Source organism: Streptomyces sp. NPDC047971, assembly GCF_040653355.1.
In the GTDB taxonomy this organism is placed as follows: domain Bacteria; phylum Actinomycetota; class Actinomycetes; order Streptomycetales; family Streptomycetaceae; genus Streptomyces.
Genome location: NZ_JBEZNW010000001.1, coordinates 83838 through 106660, shown reverse-complemented (window position 1 = coordinate 106660; position 22823 = coordinate 83838). Strand labels below are relative to the sequence as shown.

Annotated in this window: 23 protein-coding genes and 1 pseudogene; 8 read left to right on the top strand and 16 right to left on the bottom strand. The window is 70.4% G+C overall.

Features of this window, described 5'->3' with window-relative positions:
* Positions 1-40 precede the first annotated feature (40 nt).
* From AB0D99_RS00530 to AB0D99_RS00505, 6 genes and pseudogenes are all read right to left on the bottom strand, one after another.
* Positions 41-580 (bottom strand): topology modulation protein, encoded by a 540-nt coding sequence (locus AB0D99_RS00530; RefSeq protein ID WP_362355126.1) that lies wholly within the window; start codon positions 578-580, stop codon positions 41-43.
* A 96-nt stretch (positions 581-676) separates the two neighbouring features.
* Positions 677-1387 carry a hypothetical protein gene (locus tag AB0D99_RS00525; protein ID WP_362355123.1) on the bottom strand — a complete coding sequence of 237 codons (711 nt, stop codon included), beginning with the start codon at positions 1385-1387 and terminating at the stop codon, positions 677-679.
* Between the two features lie 91 nt (positions 1388-1478).
* Positions 1479-2351: pseudogene (locus tag AB0D99_RS00520) on the bottom strand (ATP-binding protein); the annotation flags it as partial.
* Between the two features lie 27 nt (positions 2352-2378).
* A complete protein-coding gene (locus tag AB0D99_RS00515; protein ID WP_362355120.1) occupies positions 2379-3068 on the bottom strand; it encodes a hypothetical protein in 690 nt (229 codons plus the stop codon).
* The gene (locus AB0D99_RS00510) at positions 3068-3376 is read right to left on the bottom strand and encodes a DUF6112 family protein (protein ID WP_362356013.1); all 309 of its coding nucleotides are present in this window, start codon (positions 3374-3376) and stop codon (positions 3068-3070) included. The genes AB0D99_RS00515 and AB0D99_RS00510 overlap by 1 nt, the downstream gene beginning before the upstream one ends.
* 88 nt (positions 3377-3464) lie before the next feature.
* Positions 3465-4610 carry an NlpC/P60 family protein gene (locus AB0D99_RS00505; protein ID WP_362355117.1) on the bottom strand — a complete coding sequence of 382 codons (1146 nt, stop codon included), beginning with the start codon at positions 4608-4610 and terminating at the stop codon, positions 3465-3467.
* Between the two features lie 600 nt (positions 4611-5210).
* Here AB0D99_RS00505 and AB0D99_RS00500 point away from each other — a divergent pair.
* A complete protein-coding gene (locus tag AB0D99_RS00500) occupies positions 5211-5957 on the top strand; it encodes a site-specific DNA-methyltransferase (RefSeq protein WP_362355114.1) in 747 nt (248 codons plus the stop codon).
* Between the two features lie 98 nt (positions 5958-6055).
* Here AB0D99_RS00500 and AB0D99_RS00495 read toward each other — a convergent pair whose 3' ends face one another.
* From AB0D99_RS00495 to AB0D99_RS00480, 4 genes are all read right to left on the bottom strand, one after another.
* Positions 6056-6991, bottom strand: coding sequence for a DUF5655 domain-containing protein (locus tag AB0D99_RS00495; RefSeq protein WP_362355111.1), 936 nt, complete (start codon positions 6989-6991; stop codon positions 6056-6058).
* A gap of 172 nt (positions 6992-7163) precedes the next feature.
* Positions 7164-8654, bottom strand: coding sequence for a UvrD-helicase domain-containing protein (locus AB0D99_RS00490; protein WP_362355108.1), 1491 nt, complete (start codon positions 8652-8654; stop codon positions 7164-7166).
* Positions 8647-10743 (bottom strand): AAA family ATPase, encoded by a 2097-nt coding sequence (locus AB0D99_RS00485; RefSeq protein ID WP_362355105.1) that lies wholly within the window; start codon positions 10741-10743, stop codon positions 8647-8649. Before AB0D99_RS00485 ends, AB0D99_RS00490 begins: the two co-directional genes overlap by 8 nt.
* A gap of 242 nt (positions 10744-10985) precedes the next feature.
* Complete coding sequence (locus AB0D99_RS00480; RefSeq protein ID WP_362355102.1) at positions 10986-11219, bottom strand: helix-turn-helix domain-containing protein; 234 nt, start codon at positions 11217-11219, stop codon at positions 10986-10988.
* A gap of 503 nt (positions 11220-11722) precedes the next feature.
* On the opposite strand from AB0D99_RS00480, the gene panD reads away from it, so the two are divergent.
* From panD to AB0D99_RS00460, 4 genes are all read left to right on the top strand, one after another.
* Entirely contained in the window at positions 11723-12148 is a 426-nt protein-coding gene (panD, locus tag AB0D99_RS00475) for an aspartate 1-decarboxylase (protein WP_362355099.1), read from the top strand.
* Between the two features lie 23 nt (positions 12149-12171).
* Positions 12172-12516 carry a GNAT family N-acetyltransferase gene (locus tag AB0D99_RS00470; RefSeq protein WP_362355096.1) on the top strand — a complete coding sequence of 115 codons (345 nt, stop codon included), beginning with the start codon at positions 12172-12174 and terminating at the stop codon, positions 12514-12516.
* Positions 12513-13154, top strand: coding sequence for an aspartate/glutamate racemase family protein (locus tag AB0D99_RS00465; protein WP_362355093.1), 642 nt, complete (start codon positions 12513-12515; stop codon positions 13152-13154). The genes AB0D99_RS00470 and AB0D99_RS00465 overlap by 4 nt, the downstream gene beginning before the upstream one ends.
* A gap of 380 nt (positions 13155-13534) precedes the next feature.
* On the top strand, positions 13535-14896 hold the full coding sequence (locus tag AB0D99_RS00460) for a transglycosylase family protein (RefSeq protein WP_362355090.1): 1362 nt from the start codon (positions 13535-13537) through the stop codon (positions 14894-14896).
* On the opposite strand, the gene AB0D99_RS00455 is transcribed toward AB0D99_RS00460, so the two are convergent.
* Both AB0D99_RS00455 and AB0D99_RS00450 read right to left on the bottom strand, forming a co-directional pair.
* Positions 14777-15760, bottom strand: coding sequence for a DMT family transporter (locus tag AB0D99_RS00455; protein WP_362355087.1), 984 nt, complete (start codon positions 15758-15760; stop codon positions 14777-14779). The two genes, AB0D99_RS00460 and AB0D99_RS00455, sit on opposite strands and share 120 nt — an antisense overlap.
* Positions 15761-15877: 117 nt before the next feature.
* Positions 15878-16594, bottom strand: a complete 717-nt coding sequence (locus AB0D99_RS00450) for a carbonic anhydrase (protein ID WP_362355084.1) — start codon at positions 16592-16594, stop codon at positions 15878-15880.
* Between the two features lie 209 nt (positions 16595-16803).
* On the opposite strand from AB0D99_RS00450, the gene AB0D99_RS00445 reads away from it, so the two are divergent.
* The 3 genes from AB0D99_RS00445 (at position 16804) to AB0D99_RS00435 (ending at position 19512) form a co-directional block, all read left to right on the top strand.
* The gene (locus AB0D99_RS00445; protein ID WP_362355081.1) at positions 16804-17517 is read left to right on the top strand and encodes a (2Fe-2S)-binding protein; all 714 of its coding nucleotides are present in this window, start codon (positions 16804-16806) and stop codon (positions 17515-17517) included.
* 63 nt (positions 17518-17580) lie between these two features.
* Entirely contained in the window at positions 17581-19065 is a 1485-nt protein-coding gene (locus AB0D99_RS00440; RefSeq protein ID WP_362355078.1) for an SDR family NAD(P)-dependent oxidoreductase, read from the top strand.
* A gap of 276 nt (positions 19066-19341) precedes the next feature.
* On the top strand, positions 19342-19512 hold the full coding sequence (locus AB0D99_RS00435; RefSeq protein ID WP_362355075.1) for a hypothetical protein: 171 nt from the start codon (positions 19342-19344) through the stop codon (positions 19510-19512).
* A 76-nt stretch (positions 19513-19588) separates the two neighbouring features.
* Here the strand turns inward: AB0D99_RS00435 and AB0D99_RS00430 are convergent, their stop codons facing one another.
* From AB0D99_RS00430 to AB0D99_RS00415, 4 genes are all read right to left on the bottom strand, one after another.
* On the bottom strand, positions 19589-21010 hold the full coding sequence (locus AB0D99_RS00430) for a lipase maturation factor family protein (RefSeq protein ID WP_362355072.1): 1422 nt from the start codon (positions 21008-21010) through the stop codon (positions 19589-19591).
* A gap of 24 nt (positions 21011-21034) precedes the next feature.
* The gene (locus AB0D99_RS00425) at positions 21035-21208 is read right to left on the bottom strand and encodes a hypothetical protein (RefSeq protein ID WP_362355069.1); all 174 of its coding nucleotides are present in this window, start codon (positions 21206-21208) and stop codon (positions 21035-21037) included.
* A 66-nt stretch (positions 21209-21274) separates the two neighbouring features.
* Positions 21275-21814, bottom strand: coding sequence for a DUF1990 domain-containing protein (locus AB0D99_RS00420; protein ID WP_362355066.1), 540 nt, complete (start codon positions 21812-21814; stop codon positions 21275-21277).
* Positions 21802-22680 (bottom strand): YndJ family protein, encoded by an 879-nt coding sequence (locus tag AB0D99_RS00415; RefSeq protein ID WP_362355063.1) that lies wholly within the window; start codon positions 22678-22680, stop codon positions 21802-21804. The genes AB0D99_RS00420 and AB0D99_RS00415 overlap by 13 nt, the downstream gene beginning before the upstream one ends.
* Between the last annotated feature and the right edge of the window lie 143 nt (positions 22681-22823).

Here is a 22823-nt window from a genome sequence, read left to right as displayed (position 1 = left end):
GCACGCTCCCCTCGGGCGAGCGGTGCACTCCGCGGTGTACTCAGCGGTGCTCGGCGGCGACCTTCCGCAGCCAGCGACGCGTCTGCCTCCGGCTGGACAGCAGCACCACGTCGGCACGGCCCGAGGCGAACTCGCCGATCTTGGCCATGACCCGCGGGCGCATTTTGCGGCGGTACGTCGCCACGTACTTGATCACGCCCCAGTGGATGCGGTTGTGCACCCCGTTGCCCTTGTGCCCGGCCCCGTGCCGGAGCTGGCGGGAGAAGATCCCGAACAGCGCGGCCGCGGTCGAGACGTCCATCAGGACCACCGTGTCGCAGGCTTCGAGCCGGATCTGCAGCGTCGAGTTGTAGTTCCCGTCGATCACCCACCTCGGCTGCGCGACCAGCTCCCGCTGCAGATCGGCGAACCTCTCCATGGGCAGCTCGTTCCACTCGTCGTCGTAGAACGCGGCGTCCAGGTGCGTCACCGGGGCGTTGAGAATCCTGCCCAGCTCGCGCGCCAGGTACGACTTGCCGCTGCCTCCGCTGCCTCCGCTGCCTCCGCTGCCTCCGCAGCCGACGATGGCGACCTTCTTCATGATGCTCCAGCGTAGAGGTGCTCGGGTGCTCGGTCGGACCGGCTGCCGGGGCACTTTCGGATGATCCGGACTTGGTGGCCTGGCTGCTCAGCTGCATCAGGCCGCTCCGCGTTCCAGTGCCACGACGGGGTCCACGGCCGTGTTCAGGACGGCTTCCAGCGCGTCGACCTGTCGACTCAGGCAGAACAGGTCCAGGCGGTCCAGGCAGGCTGCGATCAGGTCCGCGTGCTGCTGGGTGCTGGCGATCCGCTGGAGGTGGTTCAGTCGCTCGATCACCTCGCCACCGGATCGGACGATCAGCTCCTGGGGTACGAAGCGGTCGGCGTGCACGATGTCGGCAGGGGCGAGCGGGAGGCAGCCGGCGAGCACGGCCTCGAAGATCCGCTGCGTCATCTGCCCGACGGCGGCGTACCGCTCCGGCAGCATGAGCACGGTCGCCAACGACCTGCCGTACACGCCATGGACCGCCTCGAAAGGGAGTCTGCCGAGGAACCGGACGTGCGGCCAGCGGCTGGCGTTGGTCCACTTGCCTCCGACGAGGTGGTCGAAGCGCGCGGCGGCCGGTGCGAAAAAGCGGTCGAAGTGCTCGTCGCGGTCGTATTGGTTGCCGAGGTACCCGAGGACGAGGTCCCGGGGCCGCTTGGCGAGCGCGACCGGATCCGCCCCGGCGAGCAGGCGGTCGTCGACGGGGAAGAGCAGGCGGTGAGCCCCAGGCGTCGGTTCGAGAGCGGCCTCGCAGACAGTGGCCTGGGGAACGCGCCGCCACACGCTTTCCGCCCGGAGCTTGCGGTCCTTGTCCCAGATCACGGTCGGCGTCTTCCTACGCACCGTGTACCGGGTGATCAGTTCGGCCTGGCGGTGCAGGTCGCACGTGTGGCCTTCGGCACCACACGGGGTGGTCGTCATGGCCGCCGCCGTCGCTGGCCCAGTGCACGAACTTGTACGTCGCGTACGGGCAGAGCAGCACGAGGACCATCACGACGATGCCTGCCATCGCGTCGGACAGGGCCGCCATCCCGTCGCTGGCGTCGCTCTTGCCCATGGCGGAGACGCCGATCAGGAAGACCACGGTCATCAGGAGTTTGGAGACGACCAGGGTGGCGGTGGCCTCGATCCAGCCGCGCCGCCAACGCTTGGCGACCTCCCAGCCGCCGCCGGCACCGGCGAACACGGCGAGCGAGACCATGATCAGGACGCCGACTTTGCGGGCGACCATGACGCCCCAGTAGAGGAAGGCGCCGACCGCGCACCCGAGGGCGACGAGCGCCGGGACGCCCCAGCCAAGGCCGTACATCGCCCCCAACTGGTTGACCTTCACCACGCGCCGGATCGCGTCGTCGACGGAGGTGTTGGCCGCTTGGAACAGTCCGTCGGAGAGGGCGTCGACCACGGTGATGGCGACAGTGGTGAAGGCAATGGCGGAGAAGCTGAAGAGGACGCCGGTCATGGTGCCGAACGCAGCCTGGGCAAGGGCGCGTTCATCGCGACGCCAGGCCGCGGTCATGAGCTGGACGCAGAAGATGCCGACGGTCAGAGCGAGCCCGATGGGCAGCAGGAGCTCGTAGTTGTCCCGGAACCATCCGGCGTTGAGGTCGATGGCGGTCGTCTTGTTGACGGCTTGGGCGGCGAGGTCAGCGGCGCTGGCCGCCAGTTCACCCATCGACTTCGCGATCCACGCGCCGATGCCGTCGGTGACGGTTCCGGCGGGGTTGGTGGCGAAGTCGACGGCACCACATACCTTGTCCATCAGCGGGAAGTCGCAGACTCCCATGGTGCTACCTCCTTTCTCGGACTGGGGTCAGGGCGCGACGGACGGCATGACGCCGACCAGGGCGCAGGGACGGTCGGGCCGGCACTGGACCGCGAGGGTGGTGGCACGGCTCTCCGCGCCGCCGGCGGGCGAGCCCTTCCAGGCGATCGACTGCTTGCCGGAGACCGTGACGGCGTAGACGTACGCCTGGGTGATCGCGCCGGGCTCTTCCTGCAGGGCCCGGGTGAACGCGTTCGGGAAGTGCCCCTCGTAGACCTTGGCGGTGGCGAACTGGCCGTTGGAGGCCATCTCCTTCCACAGCGCAGCCGAGGGGACGACCTTGTCGACCGAGGCCGGATCGGCGTAGTTGGTCTCCGTGGTCAGCCACCCGCGCAGAGCCTTCCGCAGCTCGGGCTGCGAGTACGCACGGGTGTCGTAGGACCACAGCGCTGCGGCGGCTGCCTTCCCGTACGCGATCGGGTCATGGGTCTTCGGTGGGACCGGAAGAGCATGGGGACGGGTGTGCGGGGTAGACGACCCGGACGCCGAGGGAGGCGAAGAGGAGCCCGAGGGTGAATTCGGCGGTGGAGCAGGGGCTTCGGAAGGACCCCTGCCGTCGCGGGTGAGGTACGCGGCCAGGCCGGCGAGGGCGACGAGCACCACCAGGACGACGGTGCCGAGCAGCGCCCGGCGGCGCACGCGAGATGCGCCGCCGGGGTGGGTGGAGTGCTGAGTCATCAGCGGACGTGCGTCCCCAGCGTGCTGAAGAAGGCGACCACGCCGTTCGCCGCGCCGAGCAGAAGAGCCGCGCCAGCGCTCACCAGCACGCCCTTCTTGCCGTTGGCCTCGGCCTGGTGACCGCCCGAGTGGTGGCCCCAGGCCCACACGCCCGCGCTGACGGCGAGGGCGCCGACCACGGCGATGAGCCCGAAGAGGTTGATCGAGCCCATCACCTGCTCGAGGACGGATAGGCCCGGCAGACCGCCCTCGTTCGGCTTGATCCCGGGATCGTAGGCGAGCTGAATGACCTGGTCGGCGAGATACATGGAGAACTCCAGTTCGATGGTGCGCACGCCGAGGCCCGCTGGGGCCAAGCGGCGGCGCGAGGAAAGGGGATGGGGGAAGAAGCGCCGGTCAGACGACTCGGCGGGCCGCGAGAATCCGCGGTTTCCAAGAGGCGAGGGTCGTGATGCGGACCACGTCGCCAGTGCGGGGGGCGTGGACGATCAGGCCCTGCCCGATGGCCATCCCAACGTGCTCGGGTACGGCGGCCGTCCCCTCGGTGAAGATCAGGTCACCCGGCTGAAGGGCATCCACCGACACCGCCTTGCCCTCCTTGACCTGCGTGTACGTCGTACGTGTCAGGGTGCCCCCGGCGGCCTTGTACGCCTGCTGCATCAGGGAGGAGCAGTCGCACCGGCCCAAGGCGTCCTCGCCGTGAGAGTCGGTGCAGGTCCCGCCCCACTGGTACGGCGTGCCGAGCTGGCCGAGCGCCCACCGGATCGCCGTCTGGACCTCTCGCGGAGCGGTGGCGGGGATCTTGTACTCGGCCGGCAGCGCGCCGGGCGGGATGGTGCCGAAGTCGGTCCCGTCCCCCTCGGCACTGCAACCGCCCGCGAAGCCGGGCGCAGGACTGCCAGTGTCGGCCGAGCCAGACGGTGAAGGGGCTGGCAACGCGCCACCGGCCTTCGGTAGCAGCGGCTCGATGGCCTTCTGCAGAGCGGTGGCCAGCGGCTCCCACTTGGCGTACGCCTCCGGGAAGCCCGACCGCTGCACCGCCTGCGCGGCCTGCGTGATCGACAGGGACTGCCAGCCTGAGACCTTCTGCAGCCCCTCGTAGAACTTGGTCGAGGCGTGCACCGGGTCGAGGATCTCGTTCGCCGTGCCCCAACCCTGTGACGGCCGCTGCTGGAAAAGCCCCAGCGAGTCGCGGTCGCCGTAGGTCAGATTCCGCAGGCCGCTCTCCTGCAGGGCGGTCGCCAGCGCCACGACCTGCCCGCGGGCCGGGATGTTCATCGCCACACCGGTGGCCTGGATCGTCTTGGCGTTGGACACCTGCTCGGCCGGATCGTCCAGGCCCGGCACGGAGACCGAGCCCTTGTCGCCGCCGTCCAGGATGGCCTTCACCTGGGTGGCGACGGCGGCAGTATCCACATCCTGTGCCCCGGCGGTCGAGCAGGCGGCCGAAGCTGTCCCGGCCCCAATGGCGAGAATCGGAACGGCCAGCAGCAGCGGAGCGGTCGCGCAGAGACCGACGACACCCTTGGTGGTCTTCTTCATCGCCGCCGCCGCTCACCGAGGCGGCGGTGTCGGCCGGGTGACGCCGTCGGGTCGGGGCGCGGATGTATCAGGGCATGCTGCATCGCAGCGGCTCCTCGCTGTTCGTAGGAGGCGCGGTGCCGACTTCTCGTGCAAAGCCGTCGGCACCGCGCCGATGTGCATCCGCCGCTCGGGCGGCCCCCGGGTCAGAGGAGTTGGTAGCTCCTGCCGCGGGCCGGCTGACCCTCGGACGCCGGTCTCAGGTCACGCGCGGCAGCCAGCCGCGCTCGTAATCTCAGGCAGTACACCGGGGCTCCTGACGGCATGCGGGAAGGAAGAGGACAAGGTGCCCCCGATACCGCTCGACTGGACGAGGTAGCACGGAAAGCACAGGTCAGCGACGGTGGAGCGACGCTCCTGTCCGGTGACACGGCGAGACAGTAGACCGGGCATCCGGCCGCACCAAACGACTCCCGGACCGCGCTCGTAGTATGGACCGCCCTCGTTGGGTACGGCCGTAGAACGCCGCTAACCTCCAGCACAACCCCGCCCCGGAAGAACGCCGTTGAGCGCTGCCCGAAGCGGTCCCAGCCCCGCCATGCCCTGAGAGAGGCCCTTCCCGTGAGCTACACGCTGCACCGAGGCGACGCCCTGACCGTGCTGAAGTCCCTTCCGGACGAGAGCGTCAACGCCGTGATCACCGACCCGCCGTACAACTCCGGCGGCCGTACGAGCTCGGAACGCACCGGACGGACCGCGCGCGCCAAGTACGTCACCAGCAACAGCGCCCACGACCTCGCCAACTTCCCCGGCGAGAACCGAGACCAGCGCTCCTACCGCTCCTGGCTGACCGAACTGCTCACCGAGGCGTACCGGGCCTCGACCGAGCACGCGGTGGCCATGGTCTTCACCGACTGGCGCCAGGAACCGACGACGTCAGACGCCCTGCAGACGGCCGGGTGGACCTGGAGCGGCACCATCCCGTGGATCAAGCCCGCCAGCCGGCCCCGCAAGGGCGGGCCGAAGCAGGACTCCGAGTTCATCGTCTGGGGCGTCAAGGGATCCCTCGACAACACCCGCGATCTCTACCTGCCCGGCCACTACATCGCCTCCCAGCCCCGCAAGGACCGGGTCCACATCACCCAGAAGCCCGTCGAGATCATGCAGCAGCTCGTACAGGTCTGCCCCGAAGGCGGCACCGTCCTCGACCCGTTCACCGGCAGCGGCTCCACGGGCGTCGCGGCCCTTCGCGAGGGACGTCGCTTCGTGGGCGTCGAGCTGTCCTCGCACTACGCCGATGTGGCCGAGCAGCGGCTCCGCGCCGAGCTGACCAAGGACGACTTCGACCTCGCCGGACCGGAGGCGTGATCATGAGAGCGGACAGAGCCTGGGGCCGGCGGGCCGCAGACGCCGAAGGGCGGATGGTGTATCGAATGACCGATGCACCAGCCGCCCTTCTCGTCGCGTCAGGCCGCCTCGAACGCCCGCCGGATCAACGGCGCCGCCTTCTCCAGATCCGCCGCCGAGACGAGACGCACCTCCAAGGCCCCGGTCCCCAGGTGCCCGACGCCGCGCATGTCCCGGGTGAACCCCTCCTCCAGCACGACCGAGTCCGGGTCGAGTCTGAGATAGACCAGGATCGCCCCGTGCTTCGCACGGAAGATCACCGACGCGACGTTCACCAGCCGCCGGTAGGCGATGTAGTGCCGCAGCGGCGCCACCTCGACCTCGCCCCACGCTGTAAGCGCTTCGTCGAGCTCGGCGTACAGGTCCCGCAAACAGTCCGGCACGAGGCAGGCACCCGCCGGCGAAGGCGTCGCTGGTGCCGCTGGCGGGCTGCCGACCACCGCGTCCCGCTCCCGGCTCCGCCGAGACGAAGCGGCGCTCGGCGAAGCGGGAGAGCAATCGACGAGCAGCAGACTCAACAGGCCGCCCTCGAAGACCCGGTAGCGCACCAGGTCTATCCGCTCTGGCAGCCACTGCACGGCCACACGGTCATGGTGGGAGAAGCCCGCTGCGATGCAGACCATCCGCGGACGCCGCCAGTCGATCGACTCGGCCGCCTCAGCGCCCAGCACCTTCCGGACCAGCGCCTCGAATTCGTACTGCGCCGAACGAAGCCAGGACAGATACGAGACGGCCTGCGACAGCACCCCGGTGTTGGAGCCCCTCTTGAACTCGATCACCACCGGGCTGCCGTTCTCGTCCAGCCCCAGCGTGTCGATCCGCCCCCGATGCCACGGACCAGTCGCATACTCCGACGCCACGAACCGAATACCGAGCATCTGCTCCAGCCCGGCCTCGACCCGCCGCTGCAGCTCCACCTCCAGCGCCACCGTCGAACCGGACAGCTCGACATCCCGCCCGTCCGCGTCCTGCCGGAACAGCATCAGCTCAGCCACTAGCGCCCCTCCCGTGATCTTTGCACGAAGACCAATCGTCGGAGAGCTCGCGGTATTCCACATCTAGGCACCGAGACGGAAGGTCGTTCAGCTGCGCCGTCTGCCAGCCTCCGTGCGGCTCGGAGAGCTGAACACAGCTGGGTCGGGCGACGGGGCACAAGAGGAACTGCCCTCACACCCTGACGCTTAGGTGTCGTGCTCTGGTGAGTGCGACGTAGAGCGCGCGGTGGGCCTCGTCGCCGGGGTCGAGGCCCTTGCGGAGCGCGGCCAAGTCGGACTCCTCCAGCCGCACTCCGACCCTGTCCCATTCCCTGCCCTTCGCCTGGTGACAGGTCAGACCGAGTATCAGACGCTCGTGATGGACGTTCAGGCGCGCGCGCAGGTGGCCGAGAGCCTTGCGTGGGGTCCGTTTGTGCCCCTCCGACGGCTCGACGCGCGCCGTAGCGACCACCGTACGCACCAAGGCGGTCCAGACCTCGGAGAGATCGTCCTGGCCCGCCAGGCGTTGGAGCGCGCTCTGCAGGTCCGGACGCAGCTTCTCAAACGTCTCGGCCTCCTTGATGCCCAGGGTGGTCCAGGCCTCCGGGATGAACAAGGCTGGCAGGCCGAGGGCCGTCTGAGTGAGTTCGTTCAGCAGCAAGGTGCACAAGGCTTTCTGGAGCGGCCCCATCCTCCACCTGGCGGTGGCCAGGGGGAGGACCTGAGGGGCGCAGTCCCACAGCGACTGCCACTTCCGTGCGAGCACGACATTGACGTCTTTCGCCGCTCCCGCGGGGATGATCGTGCTCTCGCCGCGGCGCAGTCCTTGCGTCAGTGACGTCTGGGTCACGCTGTCGCGCCATCGGAACGTGGTCCGGAGGTCGCCGCGTTCGAACTCCAGCAGTCCGAGGAGTCGGCGCACGCTCTCCGGGCGGGCGCCGCGAAAGGCGTAGAGGGCCTGCCAGGGGTCTCCCACCAGGGTGACGGCCAGTCCCGCGTCGGCCGCCACACGGATGATCTCCACGTCCAGGTCGTTCGCGTCGTAGACCTCATCGACGAGCAAGGACCTAATCGCCGTGGCGAAGTAGGCCGTGACCCGGGCGCGGATGTCCTCAGCGTCGAGGGCGTCGCGCAGGACCTCACGCACGTTCTCGTGGGTGCACCGACCGTCCCCGACCATGGAGGAGAAGTCCACCGGCTTGATGTGGTAATTCGGTTCGTCTTCCTGCTGATAGGTGGTGACGACGCGGGTGCCCGCGAGGCGGAGGACCGGCTTTGCTTTCGTTCGGGTGGTGGGTAGGTGGGTCGGCCATGTGTCCAGCACCTCCAGTTCCTCGTGGTTGCCCGGCCACTGGAGGACCCGGGACCGCAGGAGGTCGGTGAGAAGGTCGTCGAGAACGGTGTCGAGTGTGACGATGCGATGGGGCCAGGTCAGGGCTGAAGGGCCCCACTGTCGGGACACACGGCTGCGTATCTCCTCGGTGGCCGAGCGGGTGAAGCTGACCGCCACGACCGCCCGGTGGTCGGTCGTGCGCGCGAATCGGTGCAGGCCGAATCGCTGGTGCGAGACGGTCGTCTTCCCCGAACCTGGGAACGCCTCTATGTAGAGGAGGCGGTGAGGGCTCGCGGCGACAAGGAGTTGTTCCCGCGTGAGGACGGGGTTCTCAGCTCGGCGGCTACTCATCGGTGTTCGTCATTTGATGCGTGGCTGTGGGCCAGGCGGCTCTGGGGGAGGGGCACCAAGGCAGGAGTTCGTCCCAGGGCGGCGCATCCGGCTCTGGTACGCCGGGGAACGGTTCGTACCCGGCTGCTTCCGCCCAGTAGCTTTCCTCCTCTTCGTCATCGTCCAGCCAGTGGAAGCCCTCCACGTCCGTGGCGTACTGCTCGTCCGTGCCCTGTTCGCCCTCCACCGCGAGCCAGTCCGGCTCGTCGAGGGGCCCGAGGGATGTGTTGTGTGGCGCGGCATCGCCTTCGTCGGCCGGCGTGGGCGCGTAGAGAAACTCGAACAGGCGCCGCATGTGCTCAGGCACGGCTGGAAGGAACCAAGCCTGCTCGGGGTCTACTTCATTGGCTTCCGCGAGAAGACCGGCGAAAGCCAGCGCGAAGTCGCCCTTCTTACGCCGGTTGCCGCGGAACAGCTCGTACACCGTCTGGGGCGTCACCTCTCCCAGGTTCAGCCCGATTTCGTGCAGGGCCTCCTCGACCAAGTCCTCGTTGCCTGCGGTGATGGACGGCTCCAAGGTCGGGTGACTGACGAAGGCGTCGACGACCGACGGGTCGTGATCGGAGAGCCATCCCGGCTTCTTCCGCTCCTCGCTATCGAAGGGCAGGTCGTTGTCGACGAGGATCGCCAGCCTGGTGCACAGCTCGCTGCCCCGGGTCGCCAGGAGGTGCACCGGCCACTGTCCGACTTTCCAGCCCATGTGCACGATGCTGAGCGCGTCGATGAACGCGTGCTTGCGTGCGTCCATACCTGCCCAGGTCCTGCCGAACTCCCGCACGACAGCGGCGTCGGTGACACCCTCCACCAGCAGGAGACGTTCGGCGAAGAGTGCGGCGGACCGGCTGGCGTCCAGATGGAGTCGTGTCTTCCGCAGTGTGACGTCGCGGTGCTCGGCCGGTACGACGTCGGCGACGGTGCGACAGACCCTCCCCCGCGCCGTCCTGCGGACGACGACGAGCTCCTCCGGGGCGCAGGACGTGATGATGTCTGTTGCGTGGGTGGAGAGGACGACCTGCAGCTCCGGTCGCCTCTTGACGGTCCTGCGCAGGTAGCGGACCAGAGCCTGCTGCAACTGCGGATGGAGGTGTGCCTCGGGCTCCTCGATGACGACCGTCGCGTGGAATGGCTTCGTACCGAAGAAGGAGTCCTCCTCTGCGTCGGCGTCCGCCTGTGCCTGTTCGAGGTTCAGGGTCGCCTCCCGTATTTGCTCCTCCTCGGTGAGGGGCGGCTGATCTGAGGTGTCCGAGGGAAGCCACGCCCCAGCCTGCGGAGGTTCGGCGGAGTCCGGTATCGCCGCCAGAGTCACGGCGATGTGCAGCAGGTTGACGTATCCCAGCCCGGAGACTTCGAGGGGGCGTGCGAACCTGCGTCCCTCCATGACGGCGAGCATGACTTCCAGCACACGAGCCAGGTAGGTGTCGTCGATCACCTGGCCGCGTATGTACGGCCACTGGCGGTCCACTCCGGCCGACAGATCCATGAGGTATCCGCCGATCCGCTTCTCGACGGCGTCGATGATGCTCTCCTTGGCCAGCTCCTCAAGCAGCTGGGAGGCGCGCGCCCGGAGTCCCACCAGGTTCCGGGTACCGTTCAGGCGCTGCTGCTCGGCACGGAGCAGCTCGACCAGGATCCGCGCCTCACGGCGCGCCAGCTCGTCGAGCGGATGGCGCCAGGCCGGCAGGTAGATCAGCTTGTACGGGTCCAGGTCCAAGGACCTGCCGTGCGCGCTCTCGATCTTCGTGGCGACGCCTCCGAGTCGACGGCTCAGCGTGACACCCCAGCTCTGGGCGACGTGACCGAGGGGCCGGTGGTCGGCCTCGTGTAACTGGCGTCCGAGGCGCCCTTCCTCGGTGAGGCTGTCGCCCAGCTTGTAGGAAACCTCGATGCTGCGGGTGGACCTTTCGGGCGCGAGCGTGGCGGATCCGTACCTTGGCAGGACCGGGAAACGGTTGGTCGGATGCGCCAGGTAGAGGGCGTCCGTGAGCGTCGTCTTCCCGGCACCGTTGGCTCCGATCAGCACACTGAAACGACCGGGGAGGTCGCAGGTCATCTCCTCCTCCGCGCTTGCCCGGAAGCCGCTGACAGCAATACGACTCAGGTGCACCATGTCCCCCCACGGGCCAATCAGTACGGGTGGTCATCGTCACCCATGCCACTGACAATCCCTGAAGAGGTTGGTTGCTTGCGAGTACCTGTCGGGTTTTTCCTGAATTCCCTTTGATGTGCCAAGCGTTCGACGCTTACAGGACCAAGTGGTCTAGCGCGACGCCGACGGGGATGCTGAAGATCAAGCTAATGGATCTTCTGTTGCTCCAGCCATTGGAAGACCTCGGCCCTCTTGTACAGGACCTTGGCGTTCCTGCCTCGGCCGAGTTTGTACCCCTTCAAGCCCAGTTTCGACGCTTCCCTGTAGACCCAGCTCGTGGACATGCTGAGCATCGCGGCGACCTCGGAGGTTTCCATGAGGACGGGTTCGAGGGGTTGACGCCGTCGTGGTCGGGTGGTGTCGGAAGGCTGCGGTTCCATGGGTGAGACGGCTCCTGCGAGGCTGGCCTGAGCGTGATCGCAGTGCCGAGCTGCTCCGCTCTGGCGGGATTCTGAGGTCTTCGGCGGCCGCCCTGTGTCACTGCCAAGAGTCACCGGGCGGGCTAAGGCCATGGTCATGAGGAACGCCGGTTTCGCTGGGCCGGGATTCGCTGCTAGGTTCCCGCGCCGCTTTTTCGGGGATTCTTGCGGTGGCCTCGTGCACGCGCGGATCGGGCGTCGCCGCTCTGTGAGAGTGACGGTGATCACGAGGGCTCTTGAGCGCGTGCTGCGTAGGCTTGTGGGGTCGTCGCGGTGGAGCCAGGGAGAGTGGGCGAAGTTCCCCGGAATTGCCTGATGATGCGTCAGGAAAGTCAGCAAGTGGTCAGCATGAGTCCTGAAAAACCTGGGGACAGCTGCCTGAACTTGCGACTCGTTGTAGGGTGTGAAAACAGCCCTTGACCTGCAAAAACGCAGGCAGGGAGCCTATGTCCAGGAGTACCTCGATGATACGTACAATGTTCAAGTCCAAGATCCACCGCGCCACCGTGACCCAGGCCGATCTGCACTACGTCGGCTCCGTCACCGTCGACGCCGATCTCATGGAGGCGGCCGATCTGCTGCCCGGGGAGCTCGTGCACATCGTCGACATCGACAACGGCGCCCGGCTGGAGACCTACGTCATAGAGGGCGAGCGGGGGTCCGGGGTCATCGGGATCAACGGGGCGGCCGCCCACCTGGTCCATCCCGGGGATCTCGTCATCCTCATCAGCTACGCCCAGGTCGAGGACGCCGAGGCGCGCGCGCTCGTGCCGCGCGTCGTGCACGTGGACGCGGACAACCGGATCATCGAACTGGGGGCCGACGCCTCCGCGCCGGTGCCCGGGAGCGACACGCGGCGCAGCCCGCAGGCCGTGCCCGCGGGCGCCTGAACCGAACGAGGGAGACGCGACGCATGGCCGAGCGGGAGATCAGGGACGACCGGGAGAAGGGGCGCCTCGAAGCGTTCGAGGACGGCTCCTACGTCGGTGTGATCGTCTACTTCGTCCTCGACGCCGATCCCCACGCGCTCGTCGCCGTCCACACGGTCGTGGAGGAGGGCAACGAGGGCAAGGGGATCGCCGGGTCGCTCGTGCGGGAGTTCTACGGCATGGCGGCGCGGGAGGGAGTCCCCGTCGTACCGCTCTGCCCGTACGCAGCCAAGTGGGCCGAGAAGCACCCCGACGAGGCGCCCGTGCCCGCCGAGGACGTCGTCCGCGCCGCCAAGCAGCAGCTGAAGGCCACGCCGGAGCTCTGGTGAGGCTCGGCCTCCTGCACACCTCGGCCGTTCACGTGCCCGTCTTCGACGCGCTGCGCGACCGGCACCACCCGGAGCTCGACCTGCGGCACCACGTCGTCGAGGAGCTGCTCGAACGGGCCCGGGCCGAGGGGCCGCACGCCGTGGTGGGCGCCGTCCGCGACGCCCTCGCCGAGGCCCTCGCGGACGGCGCCCGCGCCGTCCTCTGCACCTGCTCGACCATCGGCGCCGTCGCCGAACGGTGCGCCGCCGAACTGGGAGTGCCCGTCCTGCGGGTGGACCGGCCGATGGCCGCCGAGGCGGTCGGGTGGGAACGGATCGTGGTGGTCGCGAGCGTGCGGTCCACCCTCGCTCCCACGCTCGACCTGCTCCGCGAGGAGTCGGGGGACCGGACCTCTTTCGTCACCACGCTCGTCGTGGACGGCGCCTGGGAGCGGTTCGAGGCCGGCGACCGGGACGGCTATCTCGACACGGTCGCCGCGGCCGTGGACCGCGTCGACCCCGACGGCGGGGGCGTCGTCGTCCTCGCCCAGGCGTCCATGGCGGACGCCGCCGAGCGGACCACGACCCCGCTGCCCGTCCTCTCCAGCCCGCGCCTCGGCCTCGCCGCCGCGGCCGAGGCGGTGCGCCGACACGGATGAATGGCCCCGGCGGGCGCGGGCACACGCTCCAGGAGAGCCTGGAGCCGTACGGCCCCGTCGACCGAGAGGCCCGTCATGACCCACCCGTACCCCGACCCGGTACCGCCCTCTCCCATTCCGCCGCCGGGGCCGGTGCCGTCACCGCCGACACCGGTGCCCGAGCCGCCTCCCGTGCCGCCTCCCAACCCGGTTCCGGAGCCCCCGGGTCCCGTACCCGTACCCGGACCCGAGCCACAGCCCGAGCCGGGGCCCGCACGGGGCTGATCCGTAGCTGACACAAGGGACTTGGGGTTCGGCCCCGGCCCTTGTCACGGCCTGTGACCTTCCCTTACCTTGGGCGACTGCCGATGCGCTTCCACTGACGCGCACAAGGGGGGGCCATGGCCGCACGGGGACGACACCGCCGGTATCAGCCGAGCCGGATCAACCGCGCCTCGCTCACCGTCACCGCGGGCGGTGCCGGGATCGCGTTACCGCTGGTCGGGGCGGGCGCGGCGCAGGCCGCGTCGCTCGACGTCTGGGAGAAGGTCGCGGCCTGCGAATCCTCCTCCAACTGGCGGATCAACACGGGCAACGGCTACTTCGGCGGTCTGCAGTTCAGCCAGGCGACCTGGGAGCGCTACGGCGGCACGCACTACGCGCCCCGCGCCGACCTCGCCTCCAAGGACCAGAAGATCGCCGTCGCGGAGAAGGTGCTCAAGGGCCAGGGTCCGGAAGCCTGGCCGACCTGCTCGTCGCGTGCGGGACTCGGCCAGGCGCCGGAGCGGACGAGCGCCCGGCCCGCGGCCGTGCCGGCGCAGCGCGACGGGGCGGCGCCCGGCACCGGACCGGCGGAGCGGACCGGAACGGCGCGGAGCGACGCGGCCGCGCAGCGCACCGGGCAGGCCCAGCGGCCCCCGGCGGCCGAGCCGCCGGCCGCGACCCCGACGACCGTGCCGACGATCCGCGAGATGTACACCGTCGCCCCCGGCGACTCCCTCTCCCGGATCGCCCGGGAGGAGCGGGTCACGGGCGGCTGGCAGCGGTTGTACGAGGCGAACCGCGCCGTCGTCGGCGGCGACCCCGACCTGATCCACCCGGGCCAGAAGCTGACCCTCCGGATCACCGCCCCCAACCGGCCGCCCACCCCGCACCCTCCGGTGGCCAAGCCCGCGCCCACGGCGAAGCCGCCCACGGCCAAGCCGGCCTCGACCAAGCCGCCCACGGCCAAGCCCGCCGCGAACCAGTCGACTTCGGCCGCACCGGCTCCGCAGGCGACCAAGCCCCGCACCACCCCCCAGGCCAGGCCGGCGGCCAAACCCGCCGCGAAGCCCGCCGCCACACCCGCACCCCGGGCCGACGGCTTCAGCGCCCCCGTCTCCGCCGCGATCGGCACCCGCTACCGCGTCTCCGGCTCCTCCTGGTCCAGCGGGTACCACACCGGCGTCGACTTCCCCGTCCCCACCGGCACGTCCGTGAAGGCGGTGGCCACCGGCACGGTCGTCTCCGCCGGTTGGGGCGGCGCGTACGGATACGAGATCGTCCTCCGTCACGAGGACGGGCGCTACAGCCAGTACGCGCACCTCTCCGCGCTCACCGTCAGGGAAGGCCAGCGGGTCAACGCCGGGCAGCGGATCGCCCGTTCAGGATCGACCGGCAACAGCTCGGGACCGCATCTCCACTTCGAGGTGCGCACGGGTCCCGGGTACGGGTCCGACATCGACCCCCTGGCCTACCTCAGGGCGCGGGGCGTCTCGATCTGACACGAGCCGTTTCTCTGACACCGAGAGCGAGTCGCCGGACGCCGTCAGCCGGTCCGTCGTGAGCTGGATCAGACCGCCGGCCGCCACCGCGCCGCAGATCAGCGCGGCGACGGTGCCCGCCGTTCCGTACCGGAAGCTCTCGCCGAACAGGGTGAGGCCCACCGCGGCGGCGACCACCGGGTTGACGACCGTGACCGTGGCCAGCGGGGCGGCGAGTCCGGCGCCCCGGTAGGAGGCCTGCGAGAGCAGCAGTCCGGTCACCGCGAGGGCGGAGAGGACCAGCAGGCTCGTCCACTGGGCGAACGGCGCGTCCGGCGACCACTCCACGGCCACGGTCTTGGTGAAGACCGAGGCGATGCCGAACGACACTCCGGCCGCCGCCGCGAGCACGATGCTGCGGAGCACCGAGCGGCCCAGGAGACGGGCGGCGGCGAACAGCCCGGCGACCACACCGAAGGTCCCCGCGGCGAGCAGCCAGCGTTCGGGCCCGTCCAGCGCCTGGGAGTCGGCGCCGCCCGTCAGGCTGAGCAGCCCGGCGAGCCCGACCGTGGCCATGAGCGCGCCGCGCCAGGCCGTGCGGCCGGCCTTGCGGCCCACGAAGAGCGCGGCCATGGGCAGCGCGAAGACGATCGTGAGGGCGCCCAGCGGCTGGACCAGACTGAGCGGACCGTAGGCCAGAGCCGCGACGTGGAGCGCCGCGCCGAGACCGTTGAGCAGCACGGACCCCCACCAGGCCGGGCTGCGCAGTGGTGCGTAGGTCGGGCCGCCGGCGGCGGCCGCGACCCGCTCCTGCACGATCGCCGCGGCCGCGTAGGCGACCGCCGAGACCAGTGACAGGAGGACGGACAGCAGGAGGGGGCTCATACATACAACGATCTCTCTTCCGGGCGTTCACGTCGTCGTACCTGGGAACCCCTTCAGACGTACTGCTCTCGCAGTACGGGACCGTCGCGTACGTCTCCGGATGTACACCGGCGCAGGTCAGGAGGGGTGGAAAGCGACCTTTCCGGTATCCAGGTCGAAGCGGGCGCCGACGATCCGAGCCGGGTGGAAAGCCTCATCCCGAGCCAGTCGACGCCGAATCCGGTCCACATTGGCCCGCACCGTGTTCTCCACCCAGTCACCCGGCAGGTCGCGGGTCGCGCGCGCCGCGGGGGCGAGCTCCTCCACGATCCGGGCGAGGTGTCCCTCGACGGGCCTGCCCGTCCGTACGTACTCCACGGCGGCGGTCGCGGCACCGCACCGCTCGTGACCCAGCACGAGGACGAGTGGGACGCCCAGCTCCTCGACGCCGAACTGGAGGGAGCCGAGCACCGCCTCGTCGAGGGCCTGCCCCGCCGACCGTATCGCCAGCAGGTCCCCGAGCCCCTGGTCGAAGACGAGCTCGGGAGCCACCCGCGAGTCGACGCAGCCGAGGACGAGCGCGAACGGGTGCTGGGACACGGCCACGGCGGCGCGCCGGGCGGCGTCCTCGTGCGGATGGGTCTGCCGGAGGGCCGCGAACCGGGCGTTCCCGGCGCGGAGTCGGGCCAGGGCCGCGGCGGCGGTGAGCGGTCCGCCGGGGCGTGGGCCGAGGTCCGGGCGCGTGGCGGCCCGGGCGGAGGCGGGGATGCCCGCCGCCACGGCCGCGGCGGTCAGCGCGAGCACCGCGCGGCGGGCGGGAGCGGCGGAGGGGGAGGGGTTCGCGGGAGGTGTCATGCGGTCGAGCGTCACGGTGCCCGGCGGTCGTGGAGCCGCACTTGGGGCGAGCATGACCCGGACGTGGCCGTCCATGACCCGAAGATGACCACGCATGACCGGAATGCGACCGGGCTTTTGCCACGGGCCGGTGAACCGGCGACCATGCACCCCGGTGGCCGTGTGATCGACGCGGTACTCCCCGGTGGTCGTGTCAGGAGGCAGTGACGGTGGATCTCGTCGAGAGCGGACGGGTCGGCGGCTTCTTCGCCCTGCGGACGGCCGCGCCGGAGACGGGCGGGGCACATCTGCCGCTCGCCCGCCTGTACGCGGGGGAGACCGGCCCCCTCTCCGCCCGCGTCACCCGCGTGAGCGGACGCCTCCGCGCCCCCGAGCGACGGGTCGCCGCCTCGATCGCCCACCTCGGGCTCGCCGCCCGGCTCTGGTCCACCGCGCTCGGCCCGGCCGCCCTCCACGGCCGCTTCCCGTCCCTCGACCCGGCGGAGCTGCACTGGGACGGCGCCCTGACCTCGCCCGACGACCTGTGGTGGGCGGGCGCGCACACCCGTCCCGCGACCGTGGCCGACCTCCGCGAGGCCGTCCAGCAGGCCCACCTCGTGCCCCTCCACGAAGCCCTCCGCCGCGACGGGCGGATCTCGCCCCGGTTGCTGTGGGGGAACGCGGGCTCCGCGCTCGCCGGAGCGCTGCGCGAGCTGACCCGCTGGGCCCTGGCGCAGAACAGGCCCGAGGTCGCCGGCCGGGCCTCCGAGCTCGTGACCGGGCTGCTCGACCACCCCGACCTGGCGGGCACGGTCCGGGGTCCGGCCCTGCGACGCGCCAGTTGCTGCCTCTACTACCGCTGCCCCGGCGGCGGACTCTGCGGCGACTGTGTGTTCGACCACCCTCCCGTCACGGGTTTGGAGACAGGGCCCCGGGCTCCGTAAAGTTTCTCTTTTGAGGACATGGGCGCGCGCGAGCGTACGAGCGATCGAGGAACGACAGAGGCCATGACGGTGACCGAAGAATCCCAGGAGTACGGGCCGGGTATCGACCCCGAGCGCCTGGCCGTCTGCCTGAGCGTGCTCGACGAGCTCGACGAGCTGGACGTCGACCACCCGGACGCGATCACCGTCCGTCGTGCCACCGCCGGCATCTACCGCACGGTCAAGCAGCGCCGCCGCCAGGAGCGCCGCGCCGCGAAGACCGCCCACGACAAGGCGGTCACCGAGGCCACCGCGACCGGCTCCGCGCAGCGGATCGACGACGAGACCGAGGGCATCCTGCCCTCCTCCGTCACCGAGGCCGGCCGGATCGCCGGGATACTCCAGCGCCCCCGCTCCTGCTACACCTGCAAGAAGCGGTACGTCGAGGTCGACTACTTCTACCACCAGCTCTGCCAGGAGTGCGCCGCGCTGAACCGCGGCAAGCGCGACGCCCGCGCCGACCTCTCCGGCAAGCGCGCGCTGCTCACCGGTGGCCGCGCCAAGATCGGCATGTACATCGCGCTGCGGCTGCTCCGCGACGGCGCGCACACCACGATCACGACCCGCTTCCCCAAGGACGCCATCCGCCGCTTCAAGGCCATGGAGGACTCGGCGGACTGGATGCACCGGCTCGAGGTCGTCGGCATCGACCTGCGCGACCCCGCGCAGGCCGTCGCGCTGGCCGACCGGATCGCCGAGGACGGCCCGCTGGACATCCTCATCAACAACGCGACCCAGACCGTGCGGCGCCTGCCCTCCGCCTACGCCGCCCTGGTCGAGGGCGAGAGCGCCCCGCTGCCCGCAGGCGAGCTCCCCGCCCAGCACGTGATCGGCGCCTTCAACTCCGGCGCGGTCGGTGATCTCGATGGACCGGCCGCGCTGCCCGTCGGGGTCACCGGCCTGGACGCGCAGAAGGTCGCCGACCTGGCCCTGGTCGCCGGGAACGCCAGCGTCGAGCGGCACCGCGACGGCAGCGCCATCGACGCGGGCGGCCTGGTGCCGGACGTCGTCGACACGAACACCTGGGTGCAGACCATCGAGCAGATCTCCCCGGTGGAGCTGCTGGAGACCCAGCTGTGCAACTACACCGCGCCGTTCATCCTGATCAGCAAGTTGCGGCAGGCCATGGCCGAGGCGGCGGGCAAGGCGTCCAGTGGCCGGGCCTACGTCGTCAACGTCTCGGCGATGGAGGGCGTCTTCGGCCGCGGCTACAAGGGAGCGGGGCACCCGAACACCAACGCGGCGAAGGCCGCGATCAACATGGTGACGCGGACCAGCGCCCAGGAGATGTTCCAGAGCGACGGCATCCTGATGACCTCGGTCGACACCGGCTGGATCACGGACGAGCGCCCTCACTTCGACAAGCTGCGCCTGGCCGAGGAGGGCTTCCACGCCCCGCTCGACCTGGTCGACGGCGCCGCGCGCGTCTACGACCCGGTGGTGCGCGGCGAGGCGGGCGAGGACCTGTACGGCGTCTTCCTCAAGGACTACGCGCCCGGCAACTGGTGATCGGCCGGCGGTAAACCGATTTCGGCAACCAAGCCGCGGTAAACCGTCCAGATGTCCGAAATTCACTCGATCGCGTCACACTTCTGGGCCCCATAGAGCGATAGGGCGCTCATTTGGTTAGTCTGATGTCCACGGTCGGCCACCGGGGTTTCACAAAACCCCCACGGCTTGCCTGGGGACTGGCCTGCCACCAAGGCCGCGGTCCCGCCCGAAGAACGGCGCCACCGCGACCGAACGGCCATGTCCTCATAGGTACGCGACACAAGGGAGTGCGCGGTGACACCAGAACTGACGAAGCAGGAACAGCGACCGGCCGAACATCCCGAGCGGCCCCGCCGCTCAGGTGAGCTGGGCAGCCTCGACGTGTGGGCCCATGCGGCTCCGATCCGGCTGGCGGGCTACGAGGACGACCTCGCGGAGCCGCACATCCTGCCCGGTATCGACTGAGTCGTAACTGTCGCTTCGCCCTGTGCCCCCGGCCGCCCCGAGACCGGGGGCACAGGCATGTCCGGGTCCGGCGCCGTCAGCGCCGCGCCACGGTCCGCAGCTCGACGGGCGGCAGATACTCCCGTACGAGCGTGCGGTGCCACCACGCCCCCGTCTCCCGCAGCTCGCGCCAGGTCGTGTAGCGGTAGCGGTAGAGGCGGGCCCTGACACGGGCCGGCGGCGCGTCCGGGAACGGATTGTGGCGCAGCAGCCGCAGGGTGTCCGGGTCCCCGTCGAGCAGCCGCTCGACGAACGGCCCGAACCAGTCGCGGGCGTACGCGGGGGAGAGCGCCGCGAACCACATCAGCCAGTCGAGCCGCAGATGGTACGGGGCGAACTGGCGCGGCAGCAGGCGCGGATCGCCCGGCTTCCCCTTGAAGCCGTACTCCTTCCACTCCGCGTCCCCGTTTCGCAAGGGGTCGGAGGTGCCCTCGATGACGATCTCGTCCCGTATCCGGCCGACGGAACCGAAGGCGCCGTACGTGTTGACCAGGTGGAACGGGTCGTACGAGCGGTTCATCGCCTGCCGCCGCGACAGCAGGTTGCGGACCGGCCGGTAGCTGCGGAAGAGGACCAACGCCGTCACGGCGATCACCACGACCACGTACCAGATCGGTGGGGAGGGCTGCGGGTGCTCGCCGACGAGGAGCGAGCCGTCCACGGCGGAGAGCGCGAGGACGATCGTCAGCCAGTTCAGCCAGGCGAAGTTGCCCGAGAGCACCAGCCACAGCTGGGTCGCCACCATCAGGCCGGCCGCCACCGTCGCCACCGGCTGCGGCGTGAAGAGCAGCACCGGGACCAGCAGCTGGACGACGTGGTTCGCGGCCACCTCGACCCGGTGCAGCGGGCGGGGGAGGTGGTGGAAGAACCAGCTGAGCGGGCCGGGCATCGGCTGGGTCTCGTGGTGGAAGTACAGGCAGGTCAGCTTCCGCCAGCAGGGGTCACCGCGGATCTTGATGAGTCCCGCGCCGAACTCGACGCGGAAGAGCAGCCAGCGCAGCAGCCACAGGACGAGGACGGGCGGCGCGGTGTCGTCGTTGCCGAGGAAGACCGCGAGGAAACCGGCCTCCAGGAGCAGCGACTCCCAGCCGAAGGCGTACCAGGTCTGACCCACGTTGACGATGGAGAGGTACAGCGCCCAGAGCACGGCCCACAGCAGCATGGAGACGGGGAGCGGCACGGCGTCGCCCGCGCCCGCCACCAGGGCGAGGGCCACGGCCGCGCCGCTCCAGCAGACCGCGGCGAACAGCCGGTCCGAGTAGTGCCAGTGGAAGAGGCTCGGGGCCCGGCGTGGCTCCACCCGGCGCAGATACTCCGGCACGGGGAGCATTCCGCGTTCGCCGATCAGAGCCCGGAACTGGAGAGCGGCCGAGAGGAAGGCCACGAGGTAGAGCCCGGCGAGCCCCCGTTGGAAGACGATCCGGCTCAGCCAGTAGTCCGGTGCCGTGAACCACTCCATCCCTTCCAGTATCGGCCCGGGGGGTCAGCCCTTCTTCTCCTCCTCGTCAAGCGAGCGCAGGCCCTCCGCCTGGGACGGTGTGGTGCGGGCGGTCAGCGGATGCCGGTGGTCCCGCTGCAGCGTGTCCATGTCCTCTTCGAGGCGCTCGCCCTCGGCCTGCGAGGGGGTGCTGTACGTGTACTCGTCGTACTGGCTCACGGCCGCCTCCGGGGGTCGGAACGTATGCCTACAGAAGGAGCGTAACCCCGCGCGTGACCTCGGGTGTCATCCCCCCGCGAGGCGCTGCAGGACGCGGCCGAGGCGGCGTGCGTAGGCGTGCTGGAGCACCGGGACGAGGCGCCCGGCGAGGCGGGTGTGCCAGGCTGCGGGGCGGCTGAACGCGGTCACCGTGAACCAGACCGAGCCGTCGTCGTGCAGATCGACCAGGAAGGACTCCTCGCCGCGCTCGGGGTGCCCGGTGCGGGTGCCGTAGGCGAATCCGACGCGGTCCTCCTCGTACGCGGTCCAGATCACCTCGCAGGGCGCGGCGAGCCGGACCGGACCGAGGCCGATCGAGACCTCCACGAAGGCGCCGGCTTCGGCCCGGACCGCCTCGCTGTGGACCCGGGCACCCGAGGCGCGGTGCATCCGCCAGGTGGTGACGGCGCTGCCCGCGGTCTCGAAGGCGTCGCGGCCCCGCCCGATCCGGACCGTGTGGTGGAGGTGGTGGTACCCGGCGGGGAGGCGGTCCCCGCGGGTGGCGCCCACGTCCTGGTAGTTGAGGGGCGCGGGGGCGGTGGCGAGGTCGCGTATCAGACGGGCCATGGTGCGGTCTCCTTGATCGGGTCGGTCGCCCGCAGGCGATGCCGGGCGAGCAGCGAACAGAGCGCGAATCCGAGGGCGTTGCCGAGGCCGTGGGTGGCGGCCATCCAGGTCAGGTTCGGGTGGGGCAGGCCGGTGGCCTCGCCGAGGGCCCAGCTCAGGGCGAGCAGCATTGTCGCCACCAGCACCACGGCGGAGACGGCCAGGAGGCCGCGGGTGACCGGGTCGAGGCCGCCGCGCAGCTCCCGCCGGGTCTCCAGGGCGACGGCCCACATCCCGGCGGTGAGCACGAGCGCCCCGACGAGCTCGGCCCAGTCGTCGACGAAGTAGCCGATGAGGACGAGCAGGGTGCCGAGCGGGACGCTGAGCGCGGCGAAGCGGGTGGCGCGTCCGTCGGAGGTGCGGCAGACCAGTCCGGCGACCAGGGCGGCCGCGAAGCCGGCGAAGTGGAAGTGCGGGACGGTCAGCGCGAGGATGTCGAGGTCGAAGCCGAACAGCTCGTGCCCGGCGCGTTCGGCGACCAGGGCGAGGCCCGCGACCGAGGGGGCGACGAGCGCCGTGAGCACGGCGATCTCGGCAGGGGCGAGGAGGCGGGGCGAGAAGCCTCCCTCCCGCCGGGCGAGCGCCGTGATCCGGGCCGGGGCGCAGAGCGCCAGTGCGACGGTGGCCAGCGCGTAGACCGCGGCGAGCGCGGCGGCGGTGGGCGAGCGGGGGAGCCACAGCGCCAGGGCGCCGGGAGCGGCGAGCAGGGGCCAGGCGCGGCGGAGCGACCGCAGCCCGCGCGGCCGGGGGCCGTCGATGAGCCCCAGGCCCATCGGGACGATGACGAACATGCCGAGCATCACGATGAGATCGACCAGCACCGACATCTGCCCACCCCCTGGTTGAACGTGTTCAAACCTCTCGGGAGTGAGGGTAGAGGCTTTCTTGAACGTGTTCAAGTGTGCCTTCCGGTGCGGCCGGTGGTCCGTCCTCCGGCCGGCCGCGCTCGGCTTGCGGGCGACCGTGCGGT